This window comes from Streptomyces sp. NBC_01481 (genome assembly GCF_026339995.1).
GTDB lineage: Bacteria > Actinomycetota > Actinomycetes > Streptomycetales > Streptomycetaceae > Streptomyces.
The window spans coordinates 379,808-404,104 of sequence record NZ_JAPEPT010000002.1 but is presented as its reverse complement, the minus strand read 5'-3'; the positions used below and the strand labels follow the sequence as shown (position 1 = coordinate 404,104).

The following is a 24,297-nucleotide window of genomic DNA, read 5'->3' as shown; positions in this document are numbered from 1 at the left end:
CGCGATGGGGCTGGGAAGAGCGCATGCGTCAGGGCGAGAAACGAGAAGGTCGAGCCCTTCCGCGCCCGCCTGCACGAAGAAGAAGGCAACGCGCTGCGCGACCGTCTCGCCGCATGGGCCGAGCAGGCCCGAGGCTGGGTCATGGGCGCATGGCCGGAGATGCCCGAGGGCGTCACCGACCGCCCCGGCGATGTATGGGAACCCCTCCTCGCCGTCGCGGACGCCGTCGGTGGCAACTGGCCCCGCCGGGCTCGCGAAGCCTGCGCGGCCCTAGTCAAGGCCTCCCAGGCCAACGACAAGGGCAGCCTCGGCGTGCGGCTGCTGACAGACCTGCGAGACCACGTCCTCATCGGCGTCGACAAGCTGCCCACCGTTGCCATCCTCGACCGCCTCAACACTCTCGACGACGCCCCGTGGGCCGACCTGAACGGACGGCCGCTCGACAACCGGCGACTGTCCAAGATGCTCAGCGAATACATGACGGCGGACAACGAGCCCATCGGCTCCCGCAACATCCGCACCGCCGGTGGAGTCCTCAAAGGCTTCTTCGCCAAGGACCTCGAAGACGCGTGGGCCCGCTACTGCCCACCCCCACCGGGCGCTACATCCGCTACACCGCTACAGCCCAGCTCAGAGCCCCTGAATCTGTAGCGGCAAACCGAGATGTAGCGGCTACGGCTGGTCCCCCGCGAACGGTCGTAGCCGCTACAGCCCATCCATCCGCTACACAAAACACGCCGCTGACCTGCGATGTAGCGGCGTAGCGGATGTAGCGGCCCTGACGGGAGGGGGCCGAGCGTCCGCGACTCCCCGCCGAGGAGGCATCACCGCATGAGCACGGCCACAGCACCTGCTGAACAGCTCCTCTACAGGCCCGAAGAGGCCGCAAAAGCTCTCAGGATTGGCCGCTCGATGGTCTACGAGGAGATACGGCTCGGGCGACTGCAGACAGTTCGCATCGGCCGTCGTCGACTCGTGCCGCCTGAGTACATCGCGCAGTACGTCGAACTCCTCAAGCGCGAGGCAGAAGCCACCGCCTGAACTCCCCCACCTATCTCACCAGGGCCGCACCTTCAGGGTGCGGCCCTGGTCTTTGGAGGCACAACACAGCATGACCGAGACCGCGAAGCGCGCCCGAAGGGCAGGCCACGGTGAGGACACGATCTATTGGGACGCGGCGAAGAACTGCTATGTGGGGGCTGTCTCACTGGCCACGCCCCGAATGGCAAGCGCCGTCGACCGAAGGTGTACGGCAAGACGAAGACCGAAGTCCGCCAGAAAATCAGGGACTTGAAGAAGGAGGTACAGACTGGTGTCAAGTCGCCTGCCAACTACACCGTGATGGAAGCAGTGAGCGACTGGTTGGAACGAGGTCTGAAGGGACGGGACGCGAAGACTGTCGGCAAGAACCGCACGATGGCGGGCAAGCACCTGATCCCGCTCATTGGAAAGGCCAAGCTGAGGGAACTCAGCGCGGACGACGTTGACGACTGGTTGGACGACAGGGCCGAAGCTCTCGCGACACGGAGCCTTCGCGACCTGCTCGCCATCCTGCGCCGCTCTATCGCGCACGCTCAGCGCAGGGACATGGCTGTGCGTAATGTCGCCCTTCTCGTCAGCGTGCCCGAGGGTCGCCCCGGCCGTCCCAGCAAGGCACTGAACTTGGAGCAGGCGAAGGTTGTTCTCGCTGCTGCGCGTGGATCGCGACTGTACGCCTACCTCGTTCTCTCGCTCCTCAGCGGCGTTCGCACGGAAGAGGCGCGGCCCCTCACCTGGGATCACGTCTTCCTGGAAACGAAGGACGGTGTTCCGTCGCACGTCGCCGTATGGCGCTCGGTGCGCAAGCACGGCGAGACCAAGACCAGGAAGAGCCGACGGACCATTGCTCTGCCGAAGCAGGTGGTCGACGTACTCGAAGAGCATCTGAGGTGGCAGAAGCAGGAGCGCGCGTCGAAGGGGAAGGAGTGGAGTCCGACCGGCCTTGTCTTCACGACGCGGAACGGCGAACCGCTTGATGCCGCCAACGTTCGGCGCGACTTCAAGGCCATCGTGAAGAAGGCGGGGCTGAAGCCCGAGTGGACGCCGCGGGAGCTGCGGCACAGCTTCGTGTCCCTGCTCTCCGACCACGGCATCCCTCTGGAGGCGATCGCTCTGCTTGTCGGGCACAGCAGTCAGGCCACAACGGAGGCTGTCTACCGCAAGCAGCTCCGGCCCGTGATCACGAAGGGTGCCGAAGCGATGGACGACATCTTCGCTGAAGATCAGGAAGGGGAAGATACGGAAGACGAGGAAGAGGGCGACGCGCGCCTGATCAAATTCGTTTGGCCCTCGGTTCGGCCTCAGGTATGAAAGCGGCCATTGCGTTCGCAGAAGCGTCCGTCGGCGTGTCGTGGCCTACTCCAGCTTGGCCAGTGCCGCACGCGGTCCGAACCGCGGACTGAAGAGAGCCCCCAAGGAGATGACTCCGAGGGGGCTTCTCATGGGTCAGTCGCTGTGGAAATCGTGCCAGGCTTCACGTACCTCGGTAAGGGTGTCGAAGGTGGCGGTAGCCGCGTCGCTCACACCGTGAGCCAGGTACTGAATTCCGAACAGAACAAGCCCGGCAATGGCCAGTCCTGCAATGATCTTTTCCTTCATCCGTGCTCGGATCCCCTCCTAGCGTGCAGGGCCGATCCGAACGGACTTGCTCGGACCGGAGCTCATCAGGCTGGTCCGAGCGCAGGAAAGCATCCCGGAGCAGCCATGGGTATGCCATGTCGCCCTCGATTTCTGCTTTCCGTTTTCTTTCAAATGTTCGACTTGAAGCCCTGCCCGTCTAAGAGACCACTGACGGACACAGATGAGGCACCGCGTTGCGCGGCACGAACGGATATCACGTTACAGGGTGTTCGGACGTGCTCCGTCCATCTGCACGTCGGGTTGTGCACCTCTGTCCGGGGCGTGCGTCGCTCTGGTCGCTTCGTACCCCAGCGGAAGCAGATGGTCGACTGCTTCGACCGGGCTCCACGGAGGGGGCGAGGCGATGGACGACACCTCCGAAGATGATCAAGGGAGGGGGGAGGAGAGGCAGCGCCGTGGCCTGATCAACTTCGTTTGGCCCCCTGTTTGGCCCCCCGAGCACGACAGAGGGCACATACGGATCTCCGTATGTGCCCTCTGACCAGCGTCGGGGTGGCGGGATTTGAACCCACGACCTCTTCGTCCCGAACGAAGCGCGCTGCCAAGCTGCGCTACACCCCGATGTCACCGCTGTCGCGGCGACATCGATTACTTTAGCCCACCCGCGCCCCTGGACGAAATCCGGTTTTCGCGCATCTCCCGGGGCCGCCTCAGTCCCGCGCCACCAGTGTGAGCAGCGTTGCTTCCGGCGGGCACGCGAACCTCACGGGCGTGTAGCGGCTCGTGCCGCAGCCCGCCGAGACGTGCAGGTAGGAGACGTTTCCGGCGTTCTGGTGGGTCGAGAGGCCCTTGACGCGGGCCGTGTCCAGGTCGCAGTTGGTGACCAGGGCGCCGTAGAAGGGGATGCACAGCTGGCCGCCGTGGGTGTGGCCCGCCAGGATCAGGGGGTAGCCGTCCGCCGTGAAAGCGTCGAGCGTGCGCAGGTACGGGGCGTGGACCACGGCCAGGGAGAGGTCGGCGGCCGTGTCCGGGCCGCCGGCGACGCGGTCGTAGCGGTCGCGCCTGACGTGTGGGTCGTCGAGGCCCGTGAACGCGAGTTCGTAGCCGTCGAGCTTCAGGCTGCCGCGGCTGTTGCTCAGGTTCACCCAGCCCGCCGTGTCGAAGGCGTCGCGCAGCTCTTCCCACGGGTTGTGGACCACGCCCACTGCCGGGGCGTTGCCGTTCAGGCCGTGTCGGCCCTGGGCCTTCTCGATCAGATAGCGGCCCGGGTTGCGGAGCGTGGGGCCGTAGTAGTCGTTCGAGCCGAAGACGTAGACACCGGGGTACTCGAGAAGCGGGCCCAGCGCGTCGAGGACCTCGGGTACGCCGTCCGGGTCGGACAGGTTGTCGCCGGTGTTGACCACGAAGTCCGGGCGCAGGCCCGCCAGGGACTGGAGCCATGTCCGTTTCTTGCGCTGGCCGCACACCATGTGGATGTCGGAGACCTGGAGTACGCGCAGCGGGCGCATCCCGTGCGGCAGGACGGGGACCGTCAGCCGTCGGAGGCGGAAGGAGCGGGCTTCGAAGCCGGCGGCGTAGGCGAGGCCTGCCGCGCCGACTGCCGTGATTCCCAGGGGTACTCCGTAGCGTGCGCGCATGCGCCCATCGTTGCAGACCCGGCGTGGTGGGGGAGCGGGCGGGCGGCGGCCGCCCCTTCCCGCAGGGGAAGCGCGATGAGCAGACCGAGACAGATCCAGACGTACGTATTGCTGCCGAGGAAGCCGTCGATGCCCGTAGCGTCCCAGCTCCACAGCCATACGACGCTGCTGCACAGGATGACGTAGATCCCGCCCGCCCAGCGCAGCAGGCGGCGCCGTCTCGGGTCACCCCTCTGAAGGCGCAGACCCGCGTCGATGAGGACGGCCAGTGCCGGGAACACCCAGACCAGGTGGTGCACCCAGGTGACCGGGCTGATGAGGCAGGCCGTGAGGCCGGTCACGGCGAAGCCCGCGAGTTCGTCTCCGGCGGCCACGGCCCGGCGGGCGCGCCAGGCCCACAGGCCGAGGATCACGATCACGCCGAGCGCCCAGACCGTGCGGCTGGGGGCGTCGGATTCCGAGAGCCGGGCGACGACTCCCTGCCAGGACTGGTTGGAGACGTACGCGAGCGAGCCGACCCGGTCGGTGTTCCACATCGCCTCGGTCCAGTAGACCCGCGAGGCGTCGGGCGCCACCCACATGGCGAGCAGTGTGGCGCCGGTCGCGACGCCCGTGGCGGTGGCGGCGGCTCGCCAGCGGCGGGTGACCAGGAGGTAGCCGATGAAGACGGCCGGGGTGAGCTTGATCGCGGCGGCCAGGCCGATGCCGAAGCCCGCGAAGCGGCCGCGGCCCGTGGACAGGAGCCAGGCGTCGGACAGTACGAGTGCGAGGAGCAGCAGATTGACCTGGCCGAAGCTGAAGGTGTCGCGGACGGGCTCCAGCAGGACGAACAGACAGCCCGCGACGGCAAAGGTGAACCACCGGCTCCAGCCCTGCCGCCGGACGACGGTTCCGGCCGACCAGTACAGCACCGCTCCGGCCGCCGCGAGGTTGAGCAGCACGCTGATCGCGACGGCGCTCTGCCAGTCGACCAGGGTCATCGGGAGCATGCACACGGCGGCGAACGGCGGGTAGGTGAAGCCGTAGTGCGTCCCCGGGACCAGATAGTCGTAGATGCGTCCGCCGTCGGTCCACGACTCGACGGTTCCGTAGTACACGCCGAGGTCGAACCAGTCCCGATGCAGCGGGACCGTGGCCAGGAAGAGTCCGACGGCGGCCGCCAGCCCCCCGACGAGGGACAGCCGTCCGCGCGTGGTCGTCGGCCAGGTCATGGCCGTGGCTCTGGTCATCGACATGTGGCGCTCCCTGGCATCGTCCGGCGGCTCCCCGGCCTCTTCGTCATGCGGTGCTCCCCAGCGGGTCCGTCCCGGCGCGGGCCGTGGCGCGCTCCGTCATGCGGTGGGCGCACCACAGCGCGAGTACGGCGAGGACTCCGCCGCAGGTCGCCAGCGCCACCTGCGGTCCCTCGGGCGCGAAGCCGCTCGGCAGTACGGCCAGGGCCAGGACTCCGCTCGCGACGGCGACCGTCCGGCGCACCCAACTGTCGGGTCCGGCCGCGGCTATCAGGAACAGCCCCCACAGCACGTACCAAGGCCTTATCGCCGGTCCGAGGACGGCCACCGCGATCAGGCTCAGCCCGAGTGCGTACACCGGGCGCAGCCGGTGGTGGCGCCGCCAAGCGAGCAGTACGGCCAGGGCGGTGGCGCCGAGGCCCGCCAAGTGCCAGGCGGGCGCGGCGAATTGGGCGAGCCCGCTGCCCGCGTTTTCCAGCAGTGCGCCGGTCATACGGCCGAGGGAGGAGGTGAGCGACCAGTTCTGCGGCGAGACCGGGGTGTCCAGGGCGCCTATCCATCCGTATCCGGTGCCGGTCAGGGCGGTGGTCACCGCCGTGGTGGCGGCGCTGATCCCCAGGACCGCCGCCGCGGCCCTCACCCGTGGCGTACGGCCGTCTAGCTGCCGGGCCCAGAGCAGGGCGACGGCCAGCAGCCCCAGCGCGGCGGGCGCTTTCACCAGGGCCGCGAGCGTGACCAGGACGACCGCGACGATCGGCCAGCGCCCCAGCGCCGCCACCAGACCGGCGCCCAGCAGGCCGAGCATGATCGCGTCATTGTGGGCACCGCCGACAAGATGCAGCAGCACCAGCGGATTGAGCGCCCCGAGCCAGAGCGCGGCTGCCGGGTCCGCCCCGCAGTGCCGGGCCAGCGCGGGCAGGCAGCAGACCATCACGGCGACGCCGAGCAGGGCGACGAGCCGCATCCCGAGCACGCCGGTGAATACTTCGCTGCGGGTGAAGTCGGTGATGGCGCGGGCGCAGGCGAGAAAGAGCGGTCCGTACGGAGTCGGGGTGTGCTGCCACAGCGGCGCCACCTCGGCGGGCAGCGGTCCGCCGAGCCGCGAGGGCCCGTGCGTGTAGACGTCGATCTGCGCGTCGACCATGGCGCCCTGCGCGAGATAGCTGTACACGTCCCGGCTGAACAGCGGCGGCGCAAGCAGCAGCGGGGCCGCCCACAGCCCGAGCGTGAGCAGCAGGGTGCGCCGCCCGGGCGGCTTGGGACCGCGGACCGCCCGCCCCAGCAGCGCCCAGGCCGCTACCAGCAGGACGAGTCCGAAGTACGCGGCGACCAGTCCGAGGGCGGCCCGGCCCGACTCCGGTGCGAGAGCATTCCGTACGGGCAGGGCGCCGGCGGTCACGCCACCCGCGGCAAGCGCTGCCGAGCCCACCAGGCCGAGCAGTTGGCAGCGGCGGGTGTCGACGGAGACGGGGAGCACCAGCATCTGGGCAGCGTGTCAACGGGCGGTGTCCGAAAGGCGACGTCGTCATCGCCATCGTGCGGCCGCCATATGTCGGCAGTCTTACAAACATACGCACGAGGGGTTCCGCGGCCTGTCCGGGCCGCCGCCGCGAAATGCACGGGCAGGGACATCGACCCACCTGCCACACTGGACCCCATGACCAGCCTCAAGTCCAAGCTCCAGGAAGACCTCACCGCCGCCATCAGGGCGCGCGACGAACTGCGCTCCTCCACACTCCGGCTGACCCTCACCGCGATCACGAAGGAGGAGGTCGGCGGCAAGACGGCGCGCGAGCTCTCCGACGACGAGGTGCAGAAGGTGATCGCCAAGGAGGCGAAGAAGCGCCGCGAGGCTGCCGAGGCGTTCCAGCAGGGTGGTCGGACCGAGTCGGCCGAGCGGGAGCTGGCCGAGGGCGTGCTGCTCGACGCGTACCTGCCCCAGCAGCTGTCCGACGACGAGCTGGGCGCGATCGTGGCGCAGGCCGTCGAGGAGGCCAAGGCCGCCGGCACCGAGGGGCCGCGGGCCATGGGGGCCGTCATGAAGATCGTGAACCCGAAGGTGGCGGGGCGTGCCGAGGGCGGCCGGGTGGCCGCCGCGGTGAAGCAGCTCCTCGCGGGCTGAGCCGCGCACAGACACAGCACGACCGAGGGGACCCGGCCGCCCGGCCGGGTCCCCTCGGTTCGTACATGACTACCTCTACGCGACTGCTGCTGACTTCCTACGGGAATGCGCCGGTCGTCCCGCCGTTCCCCTGGCCGCGGTTGTTCCCGCCGCCGATCAGGTCCGGCGGGATCGAGATGTCCGGGAACGGGTCCTGCCCGCCGTTGTCCTGACCCCGGTGGTCACCGGGCTTGCCGCCCTCCGGCTTCTCCGGCTTCTGCTTGGGCGGGTCCGGGATCGGGACGGTGATGAACGGCGGCGCTTCCTTGCCCTCCAGGGCCCCGGTCATCGCGTCGCGCCAGATGGGTCCGGGGACCTGACCGCCGAAGACCTTGTCCTGGTACTCGCCGCCGATGTAGATGCGCTCCATCTTCACCTGCTGGGTGGGGCTGCCGACCCAGACGGCGGCGGACAGGTTCGGGGTGTAGCCGACGAACCAGGCGTTCCTGCGGCCGTCGGTCGTACCCGTCTTGCCCGCGTTGTCACGGCTCTGGAGACCGGCCTGCTGACCCGTACCGGAGTCGATCACTCCGCGCAGCAGGGTGTTGATGGTGTCCGCCGTCTGCTCGGACATGACCTTGCCGCAGGTGGACTTCGGGACCTCGAGGTTCTTGCGGTCGGCCGTCTCGATCGACTCGATCGCGGTGGGGGTGCAGTACGTGCCGCGGTTGGCGAAGGTCGCGTACGCGTTGGCCATGGTCAGCGGCGAGATACCGGTGGAGCCCAGGGTCAGCGGCGAGGGCTCCTCGGGGAGCTTCTTGCCGTTGCCCTGCACCACTCCGAGCTTCTGCGTCATCTCCATGACCGGGCAGAGACCGATGTCGGCGATCATCTGAACGAAGTAGGTGTTGACCGACTTCGCCATCGCCTCCTTGAGGGCGTACGGACCGACCTCCTTCTCGTTCTCGTTCTCCAGCCGCTGGTTGCCGAGGTTGACCCACGGCTTTCCGCTGCAGGTCGCCACCTGGGAGGGGTAGGGCATCTCGTAAGGCGCCGGATACACCTGCGTCGGCGGCTTGCCCTGCTCTATCGCCGCTGCCGCCACGAAGGGCTTGAAGGTCGAGCCGACCGGGAAGCCGTAGTTCGAGCCGCCCATGCCCTGGTTGACCGAGTAGTTGATCTGGGTCTCGGTCTTGCCGAAGCCGTACGGCCTGGACTGGCCCATCGCCACGATCTTGCCGGTGCCGGGCTGGACCATCGTCACTGCGGTGGCGACTTGGTCCGTCTTGTAGACGTGTTCCTTGATCGATTTCTGGGCCGACTTCTGGGCCTGCGGGTCCAGCGTCGTCTTGATCGTCAGGCCGCCCTGGTTCCAGACCTTGGCCCGGTCCTCCTTGGTCTTGCCGAAGACCGGGTCGGACAGGAACACCTCGCGTACGTAGTCACAGAAGAAGCCCGCGCCGTTGACGGCCGTGATGCAGCCGTTCTTCGGCTTGCTGACCTTCAGACCGATCGGCGCCGCCTTCGCCTTGTCCGCTTCCGCCTGGGTGATGTCGTGGACGTCGGCCATGCGCTGCAGCACGGTGTTGCGACGCTTGGTCGCCTCCTGTGTGTCGTTGACCGGGTCGTAGCGGCTGGGGGACTGCACGATGCCCGCGAGCATCGCCGCCTCCTCCAGCTTCAGGTTCTTGGCGGACTTGGAGAAGTAGCGCTTGGAGGCGGCCTCGATGCCGTACGCCTGCTGCCCGAAGAAGGTGATGTTGAGGTAGTTCTCCAGGATCTTCTTCTTGCCCAGCTCTTCCTCGACCTGGATCGCGTACTTCAGTTCCTGGATCTTGCGGCCGATCGTCTGCTGGGTGGCCTGGGCGACCTTGTCGGCGTCGTCGCCGGCCTCCTCGACGAAGACGTTCTTCACGTACTGCTGGGTCAGGGTCGAGGCGCCCTGGGAGACGGCGCCCGACTGCGCGTTGCGGTTGAGCGCGCGCAGGACGCCCTTGAGGTCGATCGCGCCGTGCTCGTAGAAGCGTGAGTCCTCGATCGCGACGATCGCCTGCTGCATGTACGGGGAGACGTCCTTGAGCGACACCACCGTGCGGTCGCGTGAGTAGACCGTGGCGATCTGCCCGCCCTGCGAGTCCAGGATCGTGGTGCGCTGACTCAGCGGCGGAGTCTTGAGATTGGCCGGGATCTCGTCGAATCCCTTGACCGTTCCCTTGGCCGCGAGGCCCAGCGCACCGACGGCGGGCAGGGCGATGCCTGCCAGCACGGCTCCGGAGAGCACGCTGACACCGAGGAACTTGGCGGCCTGCTGGGGCCCTGTCAGACCTCCGCCGGAGCGCTTCTTTGGCATGGGGGCAGCCTACGTTCTCATTCGCCGGACACGCGTATAGGCCTTGGCCTAAGCTGCTCACAACTGTCACAGCAGTGCGGTTCTGCATCAAGGCCTTCCCGGATTCCCGCTGTACCCGAAGCCGGCGGGCTGCTGTCCGAATCCGCCTCATGCGTCGCCCGACGTCCGTTGTGACTCAACTAATCTGTCCCTTTTTGTCGGGATAGTGACGTATGCCCTCAGCTCACTCCCCTGGGTGATCTGCCGCGTACGCATAGTCCGTTCGGGCCATTCAAGATTGGGCCCGAAGGGGGTGTTGCGCTGTGCCCACCTTCCGTAACGTCCTCAACTGGCAGCGGTGAATATGCCGCTGCCGCCGTGGGGGAGCCTCGATTCGGGAGAGGACGGCGCCGGCATGGGCTGGGTAACCGACTGGAGTGCGCAGGCAGCCTGCCGCACTACCGATCCGGATGAACTGTTCGTACAAGGGGCAGCGCAGAACAGGGCCAAGGCGGTGTGCACCGGTTGTCCGGTGCGGACCGAGTGCCTGGCCGATGCGCTCGACAATCGCGTCGAGTTCGGCGTCTGGGGTGGAATGACCGAGCGGGAACGGCGCGCACTGCTGCGCAGGCGTCCCACGGTCACCTCATGGCGCAGGCTGCTCGAGACCGCGCGTACGGAGTACGAGCGCAGCGCGGGCATCCTGCCCGTGGGCCTCGACGACGACGAGACATACGAGACGTACGCGGCGGTGGGGTAGCCCACCGCTGTTTGTTTATACGGCGCTTCTTAGGCGGCGCTTGTCTTCACGGCGTCTGTGTCTGTGTACACGGCGTCCGATTACACAGCTCCGGCCGGAGCGGAACCGCCGGTCGCGAGCCGGTCACCGATGGCCCGCAGCCCCGCGAGATCGTGTACATCGCCGGGCAGGGCGGGCACTTGGGTCACCGCCACCTCGGGGTGGAGCGCGGTGAAACGGTCGCGCGTGCGCTGTTCGCGCGCGAGCACCTGCATCCGTTCGGCGTGCAGGCGCAGCAGACCCGCCGTCAGCTGTTCTGTGGTGTGGTCCGCGGGCGTGTGTTCCTCGGGGGTGGTGTCGTCCACGGGCTGGGAATCGGGAGAGGCGGCCGTGGAGTCACGAACACCAGTCTTCCCGGACCTTTGATCCACAATGCGGCCCTCATCAAGATTTTCTGCGGCCGCCAGCGCCCGCTCGGCCGACAGGCGGGCGGCGCCGCTGCCATGGACCCGGTTGAGCACCAGACCGGCCAGCGGCATCTCCTCCGCCGCCAGCCGCTCCACGAAGTACGCCGCCTCCCGCAGCGCGTCCCTCTCGGGCGCCGCCACCACCAGGAAGGCGGTACCGGGCGCCTGCAGCAGCCGGTAGGTGGCATCGGCGCGGGTGCGGAAGCCGCCGAACATGGTGTCCATCGCGCCGACGAACGTCTGCACATCGCGCAGGAGTTGACCGCCGAGCAGTTTGCCGAGTGTCCCCGTCATCATCGACATGCCGACATTGAGGAACTTCATCCCCGCCCGGCCGCCCATCTTCGCCGGCGCCATCAGCAGCTTGATGAACTTCCCGTCCAGGAAGGACCCGAGACGCCCGGGCGCATCGAGGAAGTCCAGCGCCGAGCGCGAGGGCGGAGTGTCGACGACGATCAGGTCCCACTCGTCACGGGCGCGCAGCTGCCCCAGCTTCTCCATCGCCATGTACTCCTGCGTGCCCGCGAAACCGGCCGACAGGGACTGGTAGAAGGGGTTCTCCAGGATCGCCCGGGCCCGATCGGCGTCCGCGTGCGCCTCGACGATCTCGTCGAAGGTCCGCTTCATGTCGAGCATCATGGCGTGCAGTTCTCCCTCGCCCTCGATGCCCTTGACCCGGCGCGGGGTGTTGTCCAGGGAGTCGATGCCCATGGACTGGGCGAGCCTGCGGGCCGGGTCGATGGTGAGGACGACGACCTTGCGACCGCGCTCCGCCGCCCGTACACCGAGGGCCGCGGCGGTCGTGGTCTTGCCGACGCCTCCCGCGCCGCAGCACACGATGATGCGGGTCGCGGGGTCGTCGATCAGCGGGTCGACTTCCAGAGCGGCCGCCGCGTCCAGGGTCATGAGCCGGTCCCTTGCTTCCGCAGTTCCTTCGACAGCCGGTAGAGCCCCGCCAGGTCGACTCCCTCGCTCAGCAGAGGGAGTTCGTACGTGGGCAGGCCGAAGCCGGCCAGTGCCGCGCGCTGCTCGCGCTCCAGCTCCACGCGCTGGGCGTGGTCGGCGGCCTGCTCCAGGAGCGGAGTGACGAGCTTTGCCGAGCCGCTGACGCCCGCCGCCGTGAGCGTTTTGGCGATGTCCGCGCGCCGGTCGCCCGCGGCGTCGCGCACCGCCTCCTCGTCGAGGATGTGGGGGCGCACCATGTTCACGATGACCTTGCCGACGGGCAGGTCGGCGGCGCGCAGCTCGGCGATGCCGTCCGCGGTCTCCTGGACGGGCATCTCCTCCAGGAGCGTCACCAGATGGACCGCGGTCTCGGGGGACTTGAGCACGCGCATCACGGCCTGGGCCTGATTGTGTATCGGGCCGAACTTGGCCAGGCCCGCCACCTCGTCGTTCACATTGAGGAAGCGCGTGATGCGGCCGGTGGGCGGGGCGTCCATCACCACGTAGTCGTAGACGTAGGGGCCCTGCTTGGTCCTGCGGCGTACGGCCTCGCAAGCCTTGCCGGTCAGCAGTACGTCGCGGACACCGGGCGCGATGGTTGTCGCGAAGTCGATCGCGCCGAGCTTCTTGAGCGCGCGTCCCGCGGTGCCCAGTTTGTAGAACATCTGCAGATAGTCGAGGAGCGCGCGCTCGGCGTCGATGGCCAGCGCGAACACCTCGCCGCCGCCCGACGAGACGGCGATTTTCCGCTCCTCGTAAGGAAGCGCCTCCGTCTCGAAGAGCTGTGCGATGCCCTGTCTGCCCTCGACCTCCACAAGGAGAGTGCGCTTTCCCTCGGTTGCGAGGGCCAGCGCGAGGGCGGCGGCCACCGTCGTCTTACCGGTACCACCCTTGCCGCTGACGACCTGGAGCCTGCTCACGTATTCGAGCCTAATTCCTTCTTAAGCACTCCGGTGGCTCCGGGTGGGGTAGCCGGGGTGTTCGAGTAGTGAGGTCCGTTACGCCTGATTCGAGCTGGGCTTGTGAAGCCTCTGGTTAGAGCGTGCGGGCGGGCCTTGCGCTTGTGGTGGTGGCTGCACGGGCACCGGACGGATGCCTTCGCTCAACCCGGCGTGAACGCCTGAGTGAAGAGTGGCGGCGTCCGGCGCCTCCGCGGCCGCCACCACTGACGCAGTGGGTGGCGATGTTCCATGGGCGCCGAGCGGACGTCTCCGCTGGACCTGGCCTCGATGCCTCTAGCCAGAGCGACGACGCTCGGCACCTATGAAGCGTCAACACCTACTCGCTTGATCACTCGTTGGTGTTGGTGGTGCGAGCCCTCCGCACGGTGACCTCTTGTTGCCCCCGAGCCGTATGAGCTCCCGAGTAGACCGAGGCCCGCGCGGTGCGCTGGTGCCACGAACACGGCTAGTGAGGCGTCGGTCCAGCCTGTGCGGTTGAGACCTGGAATTAGGTAGCCGCGTGGCCCGCATGCGCTCGTGACCAGCGCAAACACCTGCACCATCGGGGAAGGAACTACCTTGATCTACTGCGGAATCGACTGGGCGGAAAGGACGCACGACGTCGCCCTGGTCAACGACTCCGGCGAGTTACTGGCCAAGCGGCACATCACCGATGATGCCGCCGGCTACAAGATCTTGTTGGACCTGCTCGCCGAGTACGGCGACACCGAAGACGATCCGATCCCGGTCGCCATCGAAACCTCCCGCGGCCTGCTCGTTGCGGTGCTGCGGCAGGGAAAGCGGAAGGTCTTCGCGATCAACCCGATGGCCGCGGCCCGCTATCGCGACCGTCACTCCGTCTCGCGCAAGAAGTCCGACCCCGGCGACGCCCTCGTTCTCGCCAACGTGCTGCGGACCGACATGCACGCCCACCGTCCTCTGCCCGACGACAGCGACCTGGCCCGCGCCATCGCGGTCCTTGCCCGCGCCCAGCAGGACGCGACCTGGAACCGGCAGCAGATCGCCAACCAACTCCGCTCTCTCCTGCGCGAGTACTACCCTGCAGCCCTGGACGCCTTCTCCACCTGGCAGAACGGACTGTGCCGGCCGGAGGGTCGCGAGCTGCTCAGGCTCGCCCCCACGCCGGCCAAGGCCGCACGGCTGACCCGCACGCAGATCCAGGCCGCGCTCAAGCGAGCAGGCCGCCAGCGGGGCATCGCCGACGAAGCCGCGCGGCTCCGTGAGGCCTTCCGCGCCGACTGGGCCCACCAGTCCCCCCTCGTCGAAGACGCACTCGGCAAGCAGATGCTCGCCCTGTTGGGCCAACTGGAAGCCGCCTGCACGGCGGCCGACGACCTGGCGAAGGCGGTGGAAGAGACTTTCCCTCAGCACCCGGACGCTGAAGTGATCTTGAGCTTCCCGGGTCTCGGCGTCCAACTGGGCGCCCGGGTGCTGGCCGAGATCGGAGACGACCACGCTCGCTTCGCGGACGCCCGCGGTCTGAAGGCATACGCGGGCGCCTCGCCCATCACCCGGGCCTCCGGCAAGAAGTCCAGCATCACCCGACGGCGGATCAAGAACGACCGCCTCAACCACGCCGGCTACCTCTGGGCCTTCGCCGCCCCGAACGGCTCCCCTGGCGCCAAGGCGCACTACCGTCGACGCCGAGACGAGCACGGGGATTGGCACGCGTCCGCTCTGCGCAACCTCTTCAACCGAATGCTCGGTCAGCTCTACCACTGCCTGCAGGGCCACGAGCTGTTCGACGAAATGACGGCGTTCCCCACTCGGCTTGCCGCTGCGGCTTGACTCTTAGCTTCGTGAGGCGTCTAACCAGTCGGGCTGTCGCCCATGCAGGAGGCTGCCTGCGGGCTGCGTCACGAGGCGGCTGGCCGGTGCGGCTACAGTCGGCTCCATGACCAAGTGGGAATACGCGACCGTGCCCCTTCTCGTGCACGCGACCAAGCAGATTCTGGACACCTGGGGCGAGGACGGCTGGGAGCTCGTCCAGGTCGTTCCCGGGCCGAACAACCCCGAGCAGCTCGTGGCGTACCTGAAGCGGGAGAAGCAGTCGTGAGCGGCGTTGTCGAGGCGAAGCTCGCCGAACTCGGGCTGACGCTGCCGGAGGTCGTGCCGCCGCTGGCGGCGTACCAGCCGGCGGTGAGGTCGGGTGCGTACGTCTACACCGCCGGCCAGCTTCCGATGGTGGGGGGCAAACTTCCGGTCACCGGCAAGGTGGGCGCCGAGGTCACCCCCGAGGAGGCCAAGGAGCTTGCGCGCACCTGTGGGCTGAACGCGTTGGCCGCGGTGAAGTCGGTCGTCGGCGATCTGGACCGGGTCGCCCGCGTCGTGAAGGTTGTCGGCTTTGTCGCTTCGGCCGCGGACTTCACCGGCCAGCCCGCCGTGCTGAACGGCACCAGCGAGCTGCTCGGCGCGGTGTTCGGCGACAAGGGTGTGCACGCGCGCAGCGCGGTGGGCGTCGCGGTGCTGCCGCTGGACGCTCCGGTCGAGGTCGAGATCCAGGTGGAGCTCGTCCAGGACTGATGCACTGTCGAGGACTGAACTGCTGAGGGACTTACGTGCCGTGCGGGCCTGAGCCGCCGTGCGGGACTGACTGATCGTTCAGCACGGAGCGGAGCTTGTGCGAAGTCGAAGCTCCAGGTCAAGCATCGTATGGGGCCCCGTGTCCGCCGGTTTTCCGGCGGACGCGGGGCCCTACTCGTCTTCGGTAATCCCTTGCATCTCTCTTGACGTGGACGCGTCGACGGGTGTGACCTGTCCATGGTTAGGAACGTTTCCTAACCATCTGAACGCAGGAGGGATCCGTGGCACCAACCCCCCACCGGTCGCGCAGATCGGTCTGCGCCGCACTCGTGGCCGCGGCCACCGCAGCGTTAACCGTGGCCCTTCCGGCCCTGAGTACTGCCCAGCCCACCGCCCGAACGACCGTGAACGCCGCACCCGTCCGCTACGAAGCCGAATCGGCAACCATCTCCCAGGGCGCCGTCGAGTCCAACCACACCGGCTTCTCCGGCACCGGTTTCGTCAACTACACCAATGTCGCCGGCGGTTATGTCGAGTTCACCGTGAACGCCCCCGCCGCGGGCAGCGCCACCCTGGCCCTCGGCTTCGCCAACGCCACCACCGGCAACCGCCCGCTGAACATCTCGGTGAACGGCAGCGTCGCCGCGGCCAGTCTGGCCTTCCAGCCCACCGGCGCCTGGACCACCTGGTCCACCGTGACCACCACGGTGACGCTCAAGGCGGGCACCAACACCGTCCGCGCCACCGCCACCGCCGCCGAGGGCGGCCCCAACCTGGACTTCATCGACGTCACTCCCGCCGACGGCCAGGCAGGCACCGACTACGAGGCCGAGTCCGGGACGATCTCCCAGGGCGCCGTCGAGTCCAACCACGCCGGGTACTCCGGCACCGGCTTCGTCAACTTCCAGGCAGTGGCGGGCGCTTCTGTGGAGTTCACTGTCGACTCCGCGCAGGCCGCGGGCGCCAAGCTGGACTTCCGCTACGCCAACGGCTCCACCGCGAGCCGCGCGATGGACATCACGGTGAACGGCACCCCGGTCGCCGACGACCTCGCCTTCCCCGTCACCGGCGCCTGGACCACCTGGAAGACCGTCACGGCCAACGCGGCCCTCAAGGCGGGCTCCAACAAGATCCGTGCCACCACCTCCGCGGGCGACGGCCCCAACCTGGACAAGCTCACCGTCACCGCGAGCGGCCCGGCCGACACCGAGAAGCCGACCCCGCCCGCCGATCTGCGCAAGGACAAGGAGCCGACGGCGAGCACCGTCTCGCTGGCCTGGGACGCGTCCACCGACAACGTCAAGGTCACCGGCTACGACATCTACCAGCACGGCCAGCTGATGAAGAGCGTCGACGGCAGCACGCTCGCCGCCACGGTGGAGGGCCTCAACCCCGAGACCTCGTACGACTGGACGGTCTTCGCCCGTGACGCCGCCGCCAATGTCTCGGCCGCGAGCAACGCCGTCACCATCGCCACCCTGCCCGCCCCGCCGGACAACGAGGCGCCGAGCGTCCCGGGCAACCTGCGCTCCACCGGAAAGACCGCGACCAGCGTCGACCTCGCCTGGAACCCCTCCACGGACAATGTGAAGGTCACCGGGTACGACATCTACCGCGACGGCGCGGCCGCCGGAAGCTCCGACTCCACGTCGACGACCATCGCTGGCCTGAAAGCCAACACCGCGTACAAGTTCAAGGTCAGGGCCTTCGACCTGAAGGGCAACAAGTCCGGGTTCGGACCGGAGATCACCGTCACGACCGGCGGCAGCCGGCCCGGCGGCGTCCCCGACCCGGGCACCGTCTCCACGCTCGCCGGCGGCGTGGACGTGGCCTGGGGTTTGGGCTTTCTCCCCGACGGCTCCGGCATCTACACCGAGCGGAACACCTTCAACGTCTACCGGCTCACCAAGTCGGGCCAGAAGACGCTGATCGGCAAGGTCCCGGGCGCGGTCGGCACGGGCGGGGAGGGCGGTCTGCTCGGCATCGAGATCAGCCCGGGCTTCACGACGGACCACTATCTCTACTTCACCCACTCCGCGTCCGAGGGCAACCGCATCGTGCGGATGAAGTACGAGAACAACGCGCTCAGCGACTACAAGATCCTTCTCCAGGGCATGGAGAAGAGCCGCTTCCACAACGGCGGACGGCTGCGCTTCGGTCCGGACGGCAAGCTGTACGCGTCGATGGGCGACGCCCAGAGCGGCAGCCGGGCTCAGGACAAGAACTCGCTCAACGGAAAGATCCTGCGCATCAACCCCGACGGCACCGTCCCGTCGGACAATCCCTTCGGCAACGCCGTCTGGTCGCTCGGCCACCGCAACCCGCAGGGCCTGGACTTCGACTCCCAGGGCCGCCTGTGGCAGGCGGAGTTCGGCAACAGCATCATGGACGAGGTCAACCTGATCCAGAAGGGCGGCAACTACGGCTGGCCCAACTGTGAGGGCACCAGCGGAAGTTGCTCCGGCTACATCGCACCCAAGAAGACGTGGCCCACGTCCTCGGCCTCACCCAGCGGCCTGACCATCATCAACGACCACGTCTTCGTCGCCACCACCGTCGGCGAGCGCGTCTACCGGCTGCGTATCGACGCCAACTCCAACCTGGTCGAGCAGAAGACGTACTTCCAGGGCACTTACGACCGGCTGCGCACCGTCGAGGTCGACCACGACGGCGACATCTGGCTCACCACGTCGACCGACAAGGACGGCACGGCGGGCAACGACAGGGTCCTCTTGATCGACATCGTCTACTCGGGCGGCAGCCCGCAGCCCGGCGAGTTCAAGCTGACCAGCAGTGCTTTCAACGACAACGCCACCATCCCGGCGAAGTACACCTGCGCCGGGGACGGCACGGCGGGCCAGGATCCGTCGCCGCCGCTGGCCTGGGGCGCGGGCAGCTCCGGGGCGAATAGCTATGCCATCGTCTTCGCCGACGTCGCCAACAGCGGCAACAAGCTGCACTGGGCGATCTGGGACATCCCGGCGGCCAGGCTCTCCCTCCCCGAGGGTCTCGGATCGGGCTTCGACGTCCCCGGCCAGGACGGCGCCAAGCAGAAGGCCATGGGCAGCGGGGCGAACGCGCAGAAGTTCTTCGGGCCGTGCCCCGGAGGCTCGACGCATCCGTACACCTTCATGCTGTACGCGGTGAACTCGGCGACCGTGCCAGGGATCGGCTCGGGTTCGTCGATGGCCCAGATCGAAACGGCGATCAAGAACGCGAGTACCGCGAACGTGAAGCTCCGCGGCAACTCCAACGCCGGCACCTGAGCGCAGGCGCCGCGAGGGGCGGCGCTTGCGGCCGCCCCTCGAACATCCCGACGAGAGCGGATAGCCTCCGGCCATGTCCAATGGTCAGTGGTACCCGCCGGAGTGGCCGGACCGGATTCGCGCACTCGCGAGCGGTGAGCTCACCGCCGTGACGCCGAAGCGGGCCGCGACCGTGATGCTGTTGCGCGACACCGCGGACGGCCCTGCCGTCCACATGCTGCGCCGACGCGCCTCCATGGCCTTCGCCGGAGGCGCGTACGCATATCCCGGCGGCGGCGTCGACCCGCGCGACCACGACCATCTGGTGCGCTGGGCGGGTCCCTCGCTGCAGGCCTGGGCCGACCGTCTCGGCGTGGACCAGGCATCGGCCCAGGCCATCGTGTGCGCGGCCGTGCGCGAGACGTACGAGGAGGCGGGCGTCCTGCTCGCGGGGGAGACGCCCGGCACGGTCGTCGGCGACACGACGGGCGACGACTGGGAGGCCGACCGGCGGGCGCTGGTCGAGCGGGAGCTCTCCTTCGCGGACTTTCTGGACCGGCGGGGCCTGGTACTGCGCTCGGACCTCCTTGCCGCATGGGCGCGGTGGATCACCCCCGAGTTCGAGCCGCGGCGCTACGACACCTGGTTCTTCGTGGCAGCCCTGCCCGAGGGCCAGCGGACGCGGAACGCGTCGACGGAGGCGGACCGCACCGTCTGGATCCGCCCGGTCGAAGGGGCCGCGGGCTACGACAAGGGCGATCTGCTGATGATGCCGCCCACGGTCGCCACGCTGCGGGCGCTGGAGCCGTACCGGACAGCCGCGGACGCGCTCGCCGCCGCCGGGGAGCAGGACCTCACTCCCGTACTGGCCCAGGCACGGCTGGACGACCAGGGGCAGCTCGTGCTGAGCTGGCCGGGGCACGACGAGTTCACCAAGCACATCCCGACGGAGGGCTCGCGATGACGGAGAACGCCGCGATACGGCGGCGTGCCGGAGGTGCGCGATGACCGAAGCAGCCGCTCTGCCCGGGCAGCCGCGCGGGGGCGTGCTGTCGGGACCCGCCACCGCACGCGCCGTGAACGTCCTCGCGCCCAATGCCTCCGCCATGACCCTCGACGGCACGAACACCTGGATCGTCTCCGAGCCCGACTCCGAGCTCGCCGTCGTCATCGACCCGGGCCCTGACGACGACGGCCATCTGCAGACCGTCGTCGCGACCGCCGAGAAGGCGGGCAAGCGGGTCGCCCTGACCCTGCTCACCCACGGCCACCCCGACCACGCGGAGGGCGCCGCCCGGTTCGCGGAGCTGACGGGTACGAAGGTCCGCGCCCTCGACCCGGCGCTGCGTCTCGGCGACGAAGGGCTCGCGGCGGGCGACGTGATCAGGGTCGGCGGCCTCGAGATGAGAGTCGTCCCCACGCCCGGCCACACCGCCGACTCGCTCTGCTTCCATCTGCCGGCCGACCGGGCCGTACTGACCGGCGACACGATCCTCGGGCGCGGCACGACGGTCGTCGCCCACCCGGACGGGCGGCTCGGCGACTACCTCGACTCACTGCGCAGGCTGCGCTCGCTCACGGTCGACGACGGGGTGCACACGGTCCTGCCGGGCCACGGGCCCGTACTCGACGACGCACAGGGCGCGGTCGAGTTCTATCTGGCCCACCGGGCGCACCGCCTCGCCCAGGTGGAGACGGCCGTCGAGGACGGGCATGTCAGCGCGGCCGACGTGGTGGCGCAGGTGTACGCGGACGTGGACAGGTCGCTGTGGCCGGCGGCGGAACTGTCGGTGCGGGCGCAGCTGGAGTATCTGCGCGAGCACGGCCTGATCTGAACCCGTCCTGAACTGAGTCCTGTCCTGATCTGAACTGTGTTCCGGGCGGAAACCGCCGGCAGGCCCCCAGGCGTCGGGTTCATTGGCCGGTGCTTTACGCTCCGCTTACTTTCTGACACCGTTCCTGGGGGGACCAGCGTGTTTGTGCTCTTCATCCTGCTCGTCATCGCGGCAGCCGTGATGTTCTTCGTCAGCCGCGGCAGCGACAAGCGCGGGCTCAAGCTCGGCGCGCTGGGGGCGCTGCTCGCTGGCCTCTTCGCGGGGATCGCCAGCTGTGTGCATGTCATCGGCGCTTATGAGGTCGGCGTCCCGGTCACCTTCGGCAAGGTCGGATCGCCCATGACGCCGGGGATGAACATCACCTCGCCGTTCACCAACGTCACGACGTTCTCCACCCGCCCCGTGGACCTCAGCCTCTCCGACAAGGACGTGGTCGAGGTGCGCTCCTCGCAGGGCGGTGTGATGTACGCGGAGCTCACCGTGAAGTGGGCGGTGACGCCCGCCAAGGCCGTCGAGCTGTACCGGCTCGCGGGCAGCGAGGACGCGATTCAGCAGCGCCTGGTCTTCCCGGACAGCCGGGAGATCGTCCGTAACGTCTTCGCCCGCCACACCAGCGAAGAGGGCTACAGCTCGGCCCGGGAGACGATCAACAGCGAGATCGCCGACCGGATCAAGGAGCGGCTCGCTCCGCGCGGGATCGACGTCACCACCGTCAATCTGCGCAATGTGAAGCCGTCCGACCGGCTGCAGGACCAGATCGACCGCAAGATCCAGCAGCAGCAGGCGACCGAGCGGGCGACGGAAGCGGCACGCACCGCCAAGGCAGAGGCCGAGCGCCGCCGGATCGAGGCCGAGGGCATCGCCAAGGCCAACAAGATCCTGAACGACTCGCTCACCGACAAGGTGCTGACCAACCAGTGCATCGACGCCTTCAAGGAGGCGGCGGCGAAGCACCCGGTGTACGCGGTGCCCTGCGGCGGCGGCAGCGCCAACCCGCTGATCGTGGACGGCACCAAGAACTGACGCAGACATGCGGGAAGGGCCGCTCCCGGTGGGGGCGGCCCTTCCCGTACTCCCGTACGAGCTGACTCAGCGCGAACGCTTGGCGAGGCGCTCCACATCCAGCAGGATCACGGCCCGCGCCTCCAGCCGCAGCCAGCCGCGCTGCGCGAAGTCGGCCAGCGCCTTGTTCACGGTCTCGCGGGAGGCGCCGACCAGCTGGGCCAGCTCTTCCTGGGTCAGGTCGTGGACGACGTGAATGCCCTCCTCCGACTGCACGCCGAAGCGGCGCGACAGGTCGAGGAGCGCACGGGCCACACGGCCCGGTACGTCGGAGAAGACCAGGTCGGACATCTGGTCGTTGGTCTTGCGCAGCCGGCGGGCGACGGCGCGCAGCAGCGCGGTGGCCACCTCCGGCCGGGCGTTCAGCCAGGGCTGCAGATCGCCGTGGCCGAGGCCGAGGAGCTTCACCTCGGTCAGCGCGGTGGCGGTCGCGGTGCGCGGGCCGGGGTCGAAGAGGGACAGCTCGCCGATGAGCTCGCCCGGGCCGAGGACGGCGAGCATGTTCTCGCGGCCGTCGGGGGACGTGCGGTGGAGCTTGACCTTGCCTTCGGTTACCACGTAGAGGCGGTCGCCGGGGTCGCCCTCGTGGAAGAGCGCGTCGCCGCGGGCGAGCGTCACTTCACTCATCGAGGCGCGGAGCTCCGCGGCCTGCTCGTCATCGAGCGCCGCGAAGAGCGGGGCGCGCCGCAGAACGTCGTCCACGTGTTCTCTCCTTGTCGACCTGCTCAGGGACCGTGGCCCATGATGCCGGACCGGGTACCCGAGGTGCGGGCGCAGGTCGGATCCCTGGCCGTAAAACCGTGCGATCAATCACACCAAGTCTGACGCACTGGAGCGCCTGTTCGTGCGGCAGGGGCCCGATTGGGTCCTGATTGGCTGTGACCGGGGCGGATGTCAGTGCCTGCCCGTAGGCTGACCGGGTGTCCAATTCGCCGGTGAGAGCGCAGGCCAAGGGGGCTGGGAGCGTGTCCGGAAAGCAGAATTCCGCTGTGGGCGAACAGCCCCCGCTCGGCCCTAAGAGAACGAGCAAATCGCCCAAACCGGAATCGCGGCTGGCCATGGTCCGCCGCGCGCGCCGGATCAATCGGGAGCTCGCCGAGGTCTATCCGTACGCCCACCCGGAGCTGGACTTCACCAACCCCTTCGAGCTGCTCGTCGCCACGGTCCTGTCCGCCCAGACGACGGACCTGCGGGTGAACCAGACGACGCCCGCGCTCTTCGCGAAGTACCCGACACCCGAGGATCTCGCCGCCGCGAATCCGGAGGAGGTCGAGGAGCTCATCCGCCCGACAGGGTTCTTCCGGGCCAAGACCAAGTCGATCATGGGCCTCGCGACCGCGATCCGTGACGACTTCGGCGGCAAGGTCCCCGGCCGCCTCGACGACCTGGTGAAACTGCCGGGAGTGGGCCGCAAGACGGCGTTCGTGGTCCTCGGCAATGCGTTCGGTGTGCCCGGCATCACCGTCGACACCCACTTCCAGCGCCTGGTGCGCCGCTGGAAGCTCACCGAGCAGGAGGACCCGGTGAAGATCGAGGCGGAGATGGCCGCGATCTTCCCCAAGAGCGAGTGGACGATGCTCTCGCACCGGGTGATCTTCCACGGCCGCCGTATGTGCCACGCCCGCAAGCCCGCCTGCGGTGTCTGCCCGATCGCGCACCTCTGCCCGGCGTACGGAGAGGGCGAGACGGACCCCGAGAAGGCGAAGAAGCTGCTCAAGTACGAGAAGGGCGGCCAGCCCGGCCAGCGCCTGAACCCGCCCCCGGACTACCCGGGCAAGCCGGCCCCGCCGCTCGGGGCGGGCGGGTGACGTCCCCGAGAAGGAGCGGCGGAACCATCCACGCGCCCCGAGGCGTTGTGAACGAGGGGGGCCGATGATGCGCGCAGGAGAAGAGACGTACGAGCAGAACTACGACCACGAGGTGGTCGTCACCACCGACGGTCTGCCCGCCTGGCTCGACCCCGTCGTGCGCGCCGCGGACACCGTCGAGCCCGAGCAGCTCAGCCGTTTTCTGCCGCCCGAGAGCGGCCGCGGCCGGCAGTCCGCCGTCCTGATCCTGCTGGGCGAGGGCAGTAATGGGCCCGAGCTGCTGCTCATGGAGCGCGCCGGGAGCCTGCGCTCGCATCCCGGGCAGCCCTCCTTCCCCGGCGGTGCGCTCGATCCCGAGGACGGCGATCCGGCCACCACCGGGCCACTGCGCGCCGCGCTGCGCGAGGCCGAGGAGGAGACGGGCCTCGACCCGGCGGGCGTCCAGATCTTCGGCGTGCTGCCCAAGCTCTACATCCCGGTGAGCAGTTTCGTCGTCACGCCCGTACTGGGATGGTGGCGCACCCCGAGCCCTGTCGGAGCGGTCGACCCCGCCGAGACCGCGAGGGTCTTCACGGTGCCCGTGGTGGATCTCACGGACCCGGCCAACCGTGCGACGGCCGTGCACCCGAGCGGGCACAGCGGTCCGGCCTTTATGGTCGAGGGGGCTCTGGTCTGGGGTTTTACCGCGGGTGTGATCGACCGCATTCTGCATTTCGCCGGATGGGAACGACCATGGGACCGCGCCAAGCAGGTCCCGCTCGACTGGCGCTCATGACAGGCTGAACCCCGCCGC

21 protein-coding genes, 1 tRNA gene and 1 pseudogene are annotated in these 24,297 nt (G+C 68.6%); 14 read left to right on the top strand and 9 right to left on the bottom strand.

Annotated elements, in window-relative coordinates:
* Positions 1 to 30 precede the first annotated feature (30 nt).
* From OOK40_RS12325 to xerC, 3 genes and pseudogenes are all read left to right on the top strand, one after another.
* Positions 31 to 651: pseudogene (locus OOK40_RS12325) on the top strand (DUF3631 domain-containing protein); the annotation flags it as partial.
* Positions 652 to 831: 180 nt separating this feature from the next.
* Positions 832 to 1,041 (top strand): helix-turn-helix domain-containing protein, encoded by a 210-nt coding sequence (locus tag OOK40_RS12320; protein WP_266479907.1) that lies wholly within the window; start codon positions 832 to 834, stop codon positions 1,039 to 1,041.
* A 249-nt stretch (positions 1,042 to 1,290) separates the two neighbouring features.
* On the top strand, positions 1,291 to 2,349 hold the full coding sequence (gene xerC / locus OOK40_RS12315; protein WP_323136053.1) for a site-specific integrase: 1,059 nt from the start codon (positions 1,291 to 1,293) through the stop codon (positions 2,347 to 2,349).
* A gap of 135 nt (positions 2,350 to 2,484) precedes the next feature.
* Here xerC and OOK40_RS12310 read toward each other — a convergent pair whose 3' ends face one another.
* The 5 genes from OOK40_RS12310 to mptB form a co-directional block, all read right to left on the bottom strand.
* Positions 2,485 to 2,637 (bottom strand): hypothetical protein, encoded by a 153-nt coding sequence (locus tag OOK40_RS12310; RefSeq protein ID WP_266479905.1) that lies wholly within the window; start codon positions 2,635 to 2,637, stop codon positions 2,485 to 2,487.
* Positions 2,638 to 3,166: 529 nt separating this feature from the next.
* A tRNA-Pro gene (locus OOK40_RS12305) sits at positions 3,167 to 3,240 on the bottom strand.
* 89 nt (positions 3,241 to 3,329) lie between these two features.
* Entirely contained in the window at positions 3,330 to 4,256 is a 927-nt protein-coding gene (locus OOK40_RS12300; RefSeq protein WP_266479903.1) for a metallophosphoesterase, read from the bottom strand.
* Complete coding sequence (locus OOK40_RS12295) at positions 4,151 to 5,467, bottom strand: glycosyltransferase 87 family protein (RefSeq protein ID WP_266481618.1); 1,317 nt, start codon at positions 5,465 to 5,467, stop codon at positions 4,151 to 4,153. The genes OOK40_RS12300 and OOK40_RS12295 overlap by 106 nt, the downstream gene beginning before the upstream one ends.
* 67 nt (positions 5,468 to 5,534) lie before the next feature.
* On the bottom strand, positions 5,535 to 6,971 hold the full coding sequence (gene mptB, locus OOK40_RS12290) for a polyprenol phosphomannose-dependent alpha 1,6 mannosyltransferase MptB (RefSeq protein WP_266479901.1): 1,437 nt from the start codon (positions 6,969 to 6,971) through the stop codon (positions 5,535 to 5,537).
* Between the two features lie 174 nt (positions 6,972 to 7,145).
* On the opposite strand from mptB, the gene OOK40_RS12285 reads away from it, so the two are divergent.
* Complete coding sequence (locus OOK40_RS12285) at positions 7,146 to 7,610, top strand: GatB/YqeY domain-containing protein (protein WP_266479899.1); 465 nt, start codon at positions 7,146 to 7,148, stop codon at positions 7,608 to 7,610.
* A 97-nt stretch (positions 7,611 to 7,707) separates the two neighbouring features.
* Here the strand turns inward: OOK40_RS12285 and OOK40_RS12280 are convergent, their stop codons facing one another.
* Positions 7,708 to 9,939 carry a transglycosylase domain-containing protein gene (locus OOK40_RS12280; RefSeq protein ID WP_266479897.1) on the bottom strand — a complete coding sequence of 744 codons (2,232 nt, stop codon included), beginning with the start codon at positions 9,937 to 9,939 and terminating at the stop codon, positions 7,708 to 7,710.
* Positions 9,940 to 10,333: 394 nt separating this feature from the next.
* Here OOK40_RS12280 and OOK40_RS12275 point away from each other — a divergent pair, with 394 nt between their 5' ends.
* Positions 10,334 to 10,678 carry a WhiB family transcriptional regulator gene (locus OOK40_RS12275; protein ID WP_177149633.1) on the top strand — a complete coding sequence of 115 codons (345 nt, stop codon included), beginning with the start codon at positions 10,334 to 10,336 and terminating at the stop codon, positions 10,676 to 10,678.
* An 80-nt stretch (positions 10,679 to 10,758) separates the two neighbouring features.
* Here the strand turns inward: OOK40_RS12275 and OOK40_RS12270 are convergent, their stop codons facing one another.
* Together OOK40_RS12270 and OOK40_RS12265 are read right to left on the bottom strand one after the other, a co-directional pair.
* Positions 10,759 to 12,030, bottom strand: coding sequence for an ArsA family ATPase (locus tag OOK40_RS12270; protein WP_266479889.1), 1,272 nt, complete (start codon positions 12,028 to 12,030; stop codon positions 10,759 to 10,761).
* Positions 12,027 to 12,989, bottom strand: coding sequence for an ArsA-related P-loop ATPase (locus tag OOK40_RS12265; protein WP_266479886.1), 963 nt, complete (start codon positions 12,987 to 12,989; stop codon positions 12,027 to 12,029). Before OOK40_RS12265 ends, OOK40_RS12270 begins: the two co-directional genes overlap by 4 nt.
* Before the next feature lie 600 nt (positions 12,990 to 13,589).
* On the opposite strand from OOK40_RS12265, the gene OOK40_RS12260 reads away from it, so the two are divergent.
* The 7 genes from OOK40_RS12260 (at position 13,590) to OOK40_RS12230 (ending at position 21,657) form a co-directional block, all read left to right on the top strand.
* Positions 13,590 to 14,819, top strand: coding sequence for an IS110 family transposase (locus OOK40_RS12260; protein WP_266479884.1), 1,230 nt, complete (start codon positions 13,590 to 13,592; stop codon positions 14,817 to 14,819).
* Positions 14,820 to 14,925: 106 nt separating this feature from the next.
* Entirely contained in the window at positions 14,926 to 15,087 is a 162-nt protein-coding gene (locus tag OOK40_RS12255) for a DUF4177 domain-containing protein (RefSeq protein WP_121891618.1), read from the top strand.
* Positions 15,084 to 15,554, top strand: coding sequence for a RidA family protein (locus OOK40_RS12250; RefSeq protein WP_266479879.1), 471 nt, complete (start codon positions 15,084 to 15,086; stop codon positions 15,552 to 15,554). The genes OOK40_RS12255 and OOK40_RS12250 overlap by 4 nt, the downstream gene beginning before the upstream one ends.
* A gap of 404 nt (positions 15,555 to 15,958) precedes the next feature.
* A complete protein-coding gene (locus OOK40_RS12245; RefSeq protein ID WP_266479876.1) occupies positions 15,959 to 18,820 on the top strand; it encodes a PQQ-dependent sugar dehydrogenase in 2,862 nt (953 codons plus the stop codon).
* A 73-nt stretch (positions 18,821 to 18,893) separates the two neighbouring features.
* Entirely contained in the window at positions 18,894 to 19,763 is an 870-nt protein-coding gene (locus OOK40_RS12240) for an NUDIX hydrolase (RefSeq protein WP_266479874.1), read from the top strand.
* 40 nt (positions 19,764 to 19,803) lie between these two features.
* Positions 19,804 to 20,634, top strand: coding sequence for an MBL fold metallo-hydrolase (locus OOK40_RS12235; protein ID WP_266479871.1), 831 nt, complete (start codon positions 19,804 to 19,806; stop codon positions 20,632 to 20,634).
* Positions 20,635 to 20,772: 138 nt separating this feature from the next.
* Positions 20,773 to 21,657, top strand: coding sequence for a prohibitin family protein (locus tag OOK40_RS12230; RefSeq protein WP_266479869.1), 885 nt, complete (start codon positions 20,773 to 20,775; stop codon positions 21,655 to 21,657).
* 66 nt (positions 21,658 to 21,723) lie between these two features.
* Here OOK40_RS12230 and OOK40_RS12225 read toward each other — a convergent pair whose 3' ends face one another.
* Positions 21,724 to 22,398 (bottom strand): Crp/Fnr family transcriptional regulator, encoded by a 675-nt coding sequence (locus OOK40_RS12225; RefSeq protein ID WP_017947815.1) that lies wholly within the window; start codon positions 22,396 to 22,398, stop codon positions 21,724 to 21,726.
* A gap of 263 nt (positions 22,399 to 22,661) precedes the next feature.
* Between OOK40_RS12225 and nth the strand changes: the two genes are divergently transcribed.
* Together nth and OOK40_RS12215 are read left to right on the top strand one after the other, a co-directional pair.
* Positions 22,662 to 23,504: an endonuclease III gene (gene nth, locus OOK40_RS12220; protein WP_266479864.1), complete on the top strand. Its 843-nt coding sequence runs from the start codon at positions 22,662 to 22,664 to the stop codon at positions 23,502 to 23,504.
* A gap of 64 nt (positions 23,505 to 23,568) precedes the next feature.
* Entirely contained in the window at positions 23,569 to 24,279 is a 711-nt protein-coding gene (locus tag OOK40_RS12215; protein WP_266479861.1) for a CoA pyrophosphatase, read from the top strand.
* Positions 24,280 to 24,297: the final 18 nt, after the last annotated feature.

What these genes read in the sequence shown, in the direction of transcription:
- OOK40_RS12310 (WP_266479905.1), bottom strand. Translation starts at nt 2,637, where the DNA reads ATGAAGGAAAAGATCATTGCAGGACTGGCCATTGCCGGGCTTGTTCTG.
- OOK40_RS12320 (WP_266479907.1), top strand. Translation starts at nt 832, where the DNA reads ATGAGCACGGCCACAGCACCTGCTGAACAGCTCCTCTACAGGCCCGAA.
- OOK40_RS12255 (WP_121891618.1), top strand. Translation starts at nt 14,926, where the DNA reads ATGACCAAGTGGGAATACGCGACCGTGCCCCTTCTCGTGCACGCGACC.
- OOK40_RS12240 (WP_266479874.1), top strand. Translation starts at nt 18,894, where the DNA reads ATGTCCAATGGTCAGTGGTACCCGCCGGAGTGGCCGGACCGGATTCGC.
- OOK40_RS12235 (WP_266479871.1), top strand. Translation starts at nt 19,804, where the DNA reads ATGACCGAAGCAGCCGCTCTGCCCGGGCAGCCGCGCGGGGGCGTGCTG.
- OOK40_RS12295 (WP_266481618.1), bottom strand. Translation starts at nt 5,467, where the DNA reads ATGACCTGGCCGACGACCACGCGCGGACGGCTGTCCCTCGTCGGGGGG.
- OOK40_RS12275 (WP_177149633.1), top strand. Translation starts at nt 10,334, where the DNA reads ATGGGCTGGGTAACCGACTGGAGTGCGCAGGCAGCCTGCCGCACTACC.
- OOK40_RS12300 (WP_266479903.1), bottom strand. Translation starts at nt 4,256, where the DNA reads ATGCGCGCACGCTACGGAGTACCCCTGGGAATCACGGCAGTCGGCGCG.
- mptB (WP_266479901.1), bottom strand. Translation starts at nt 6,971, where the DNA reads ATGCTGGTGCTCCCCGTCTCCGTCGACACCCGCCGCTGCCAACTGCTC.
- OOK40_RS12215 (WP_266479861.1), top strand. Translation starts at nt 23,569, where the DNA reads ATGATGCGCGCAGGAGAAGAGACGTACGAGCAGAACTACGACCACGAG.
- OOK40_RS12280 (WP_266479897.1), bottom strand. Translation starts at nt 9,939, where the DNA reads ATGCCAAAGAAGCGCTCCGGCGGAGGTCTGACAGGGCCCCAGCAGGCC.
- OOK40_RS12285 (WP_266479899.1), top strand. Translation starts at nt 7,146, where the DNA reads ATGACCAGCCTCAAGTCCAAGCTCCAGGAAGACCTCACCGCCGCCATC.
- OOK40_RS12270 (WP_266479889.1), bottom strand. Translation starts at nt 12,030, where the DNA reads ATGACCCTGGACGCGGCGGCCGCTCTGGAAGTCGACCCGCTGATCGAC.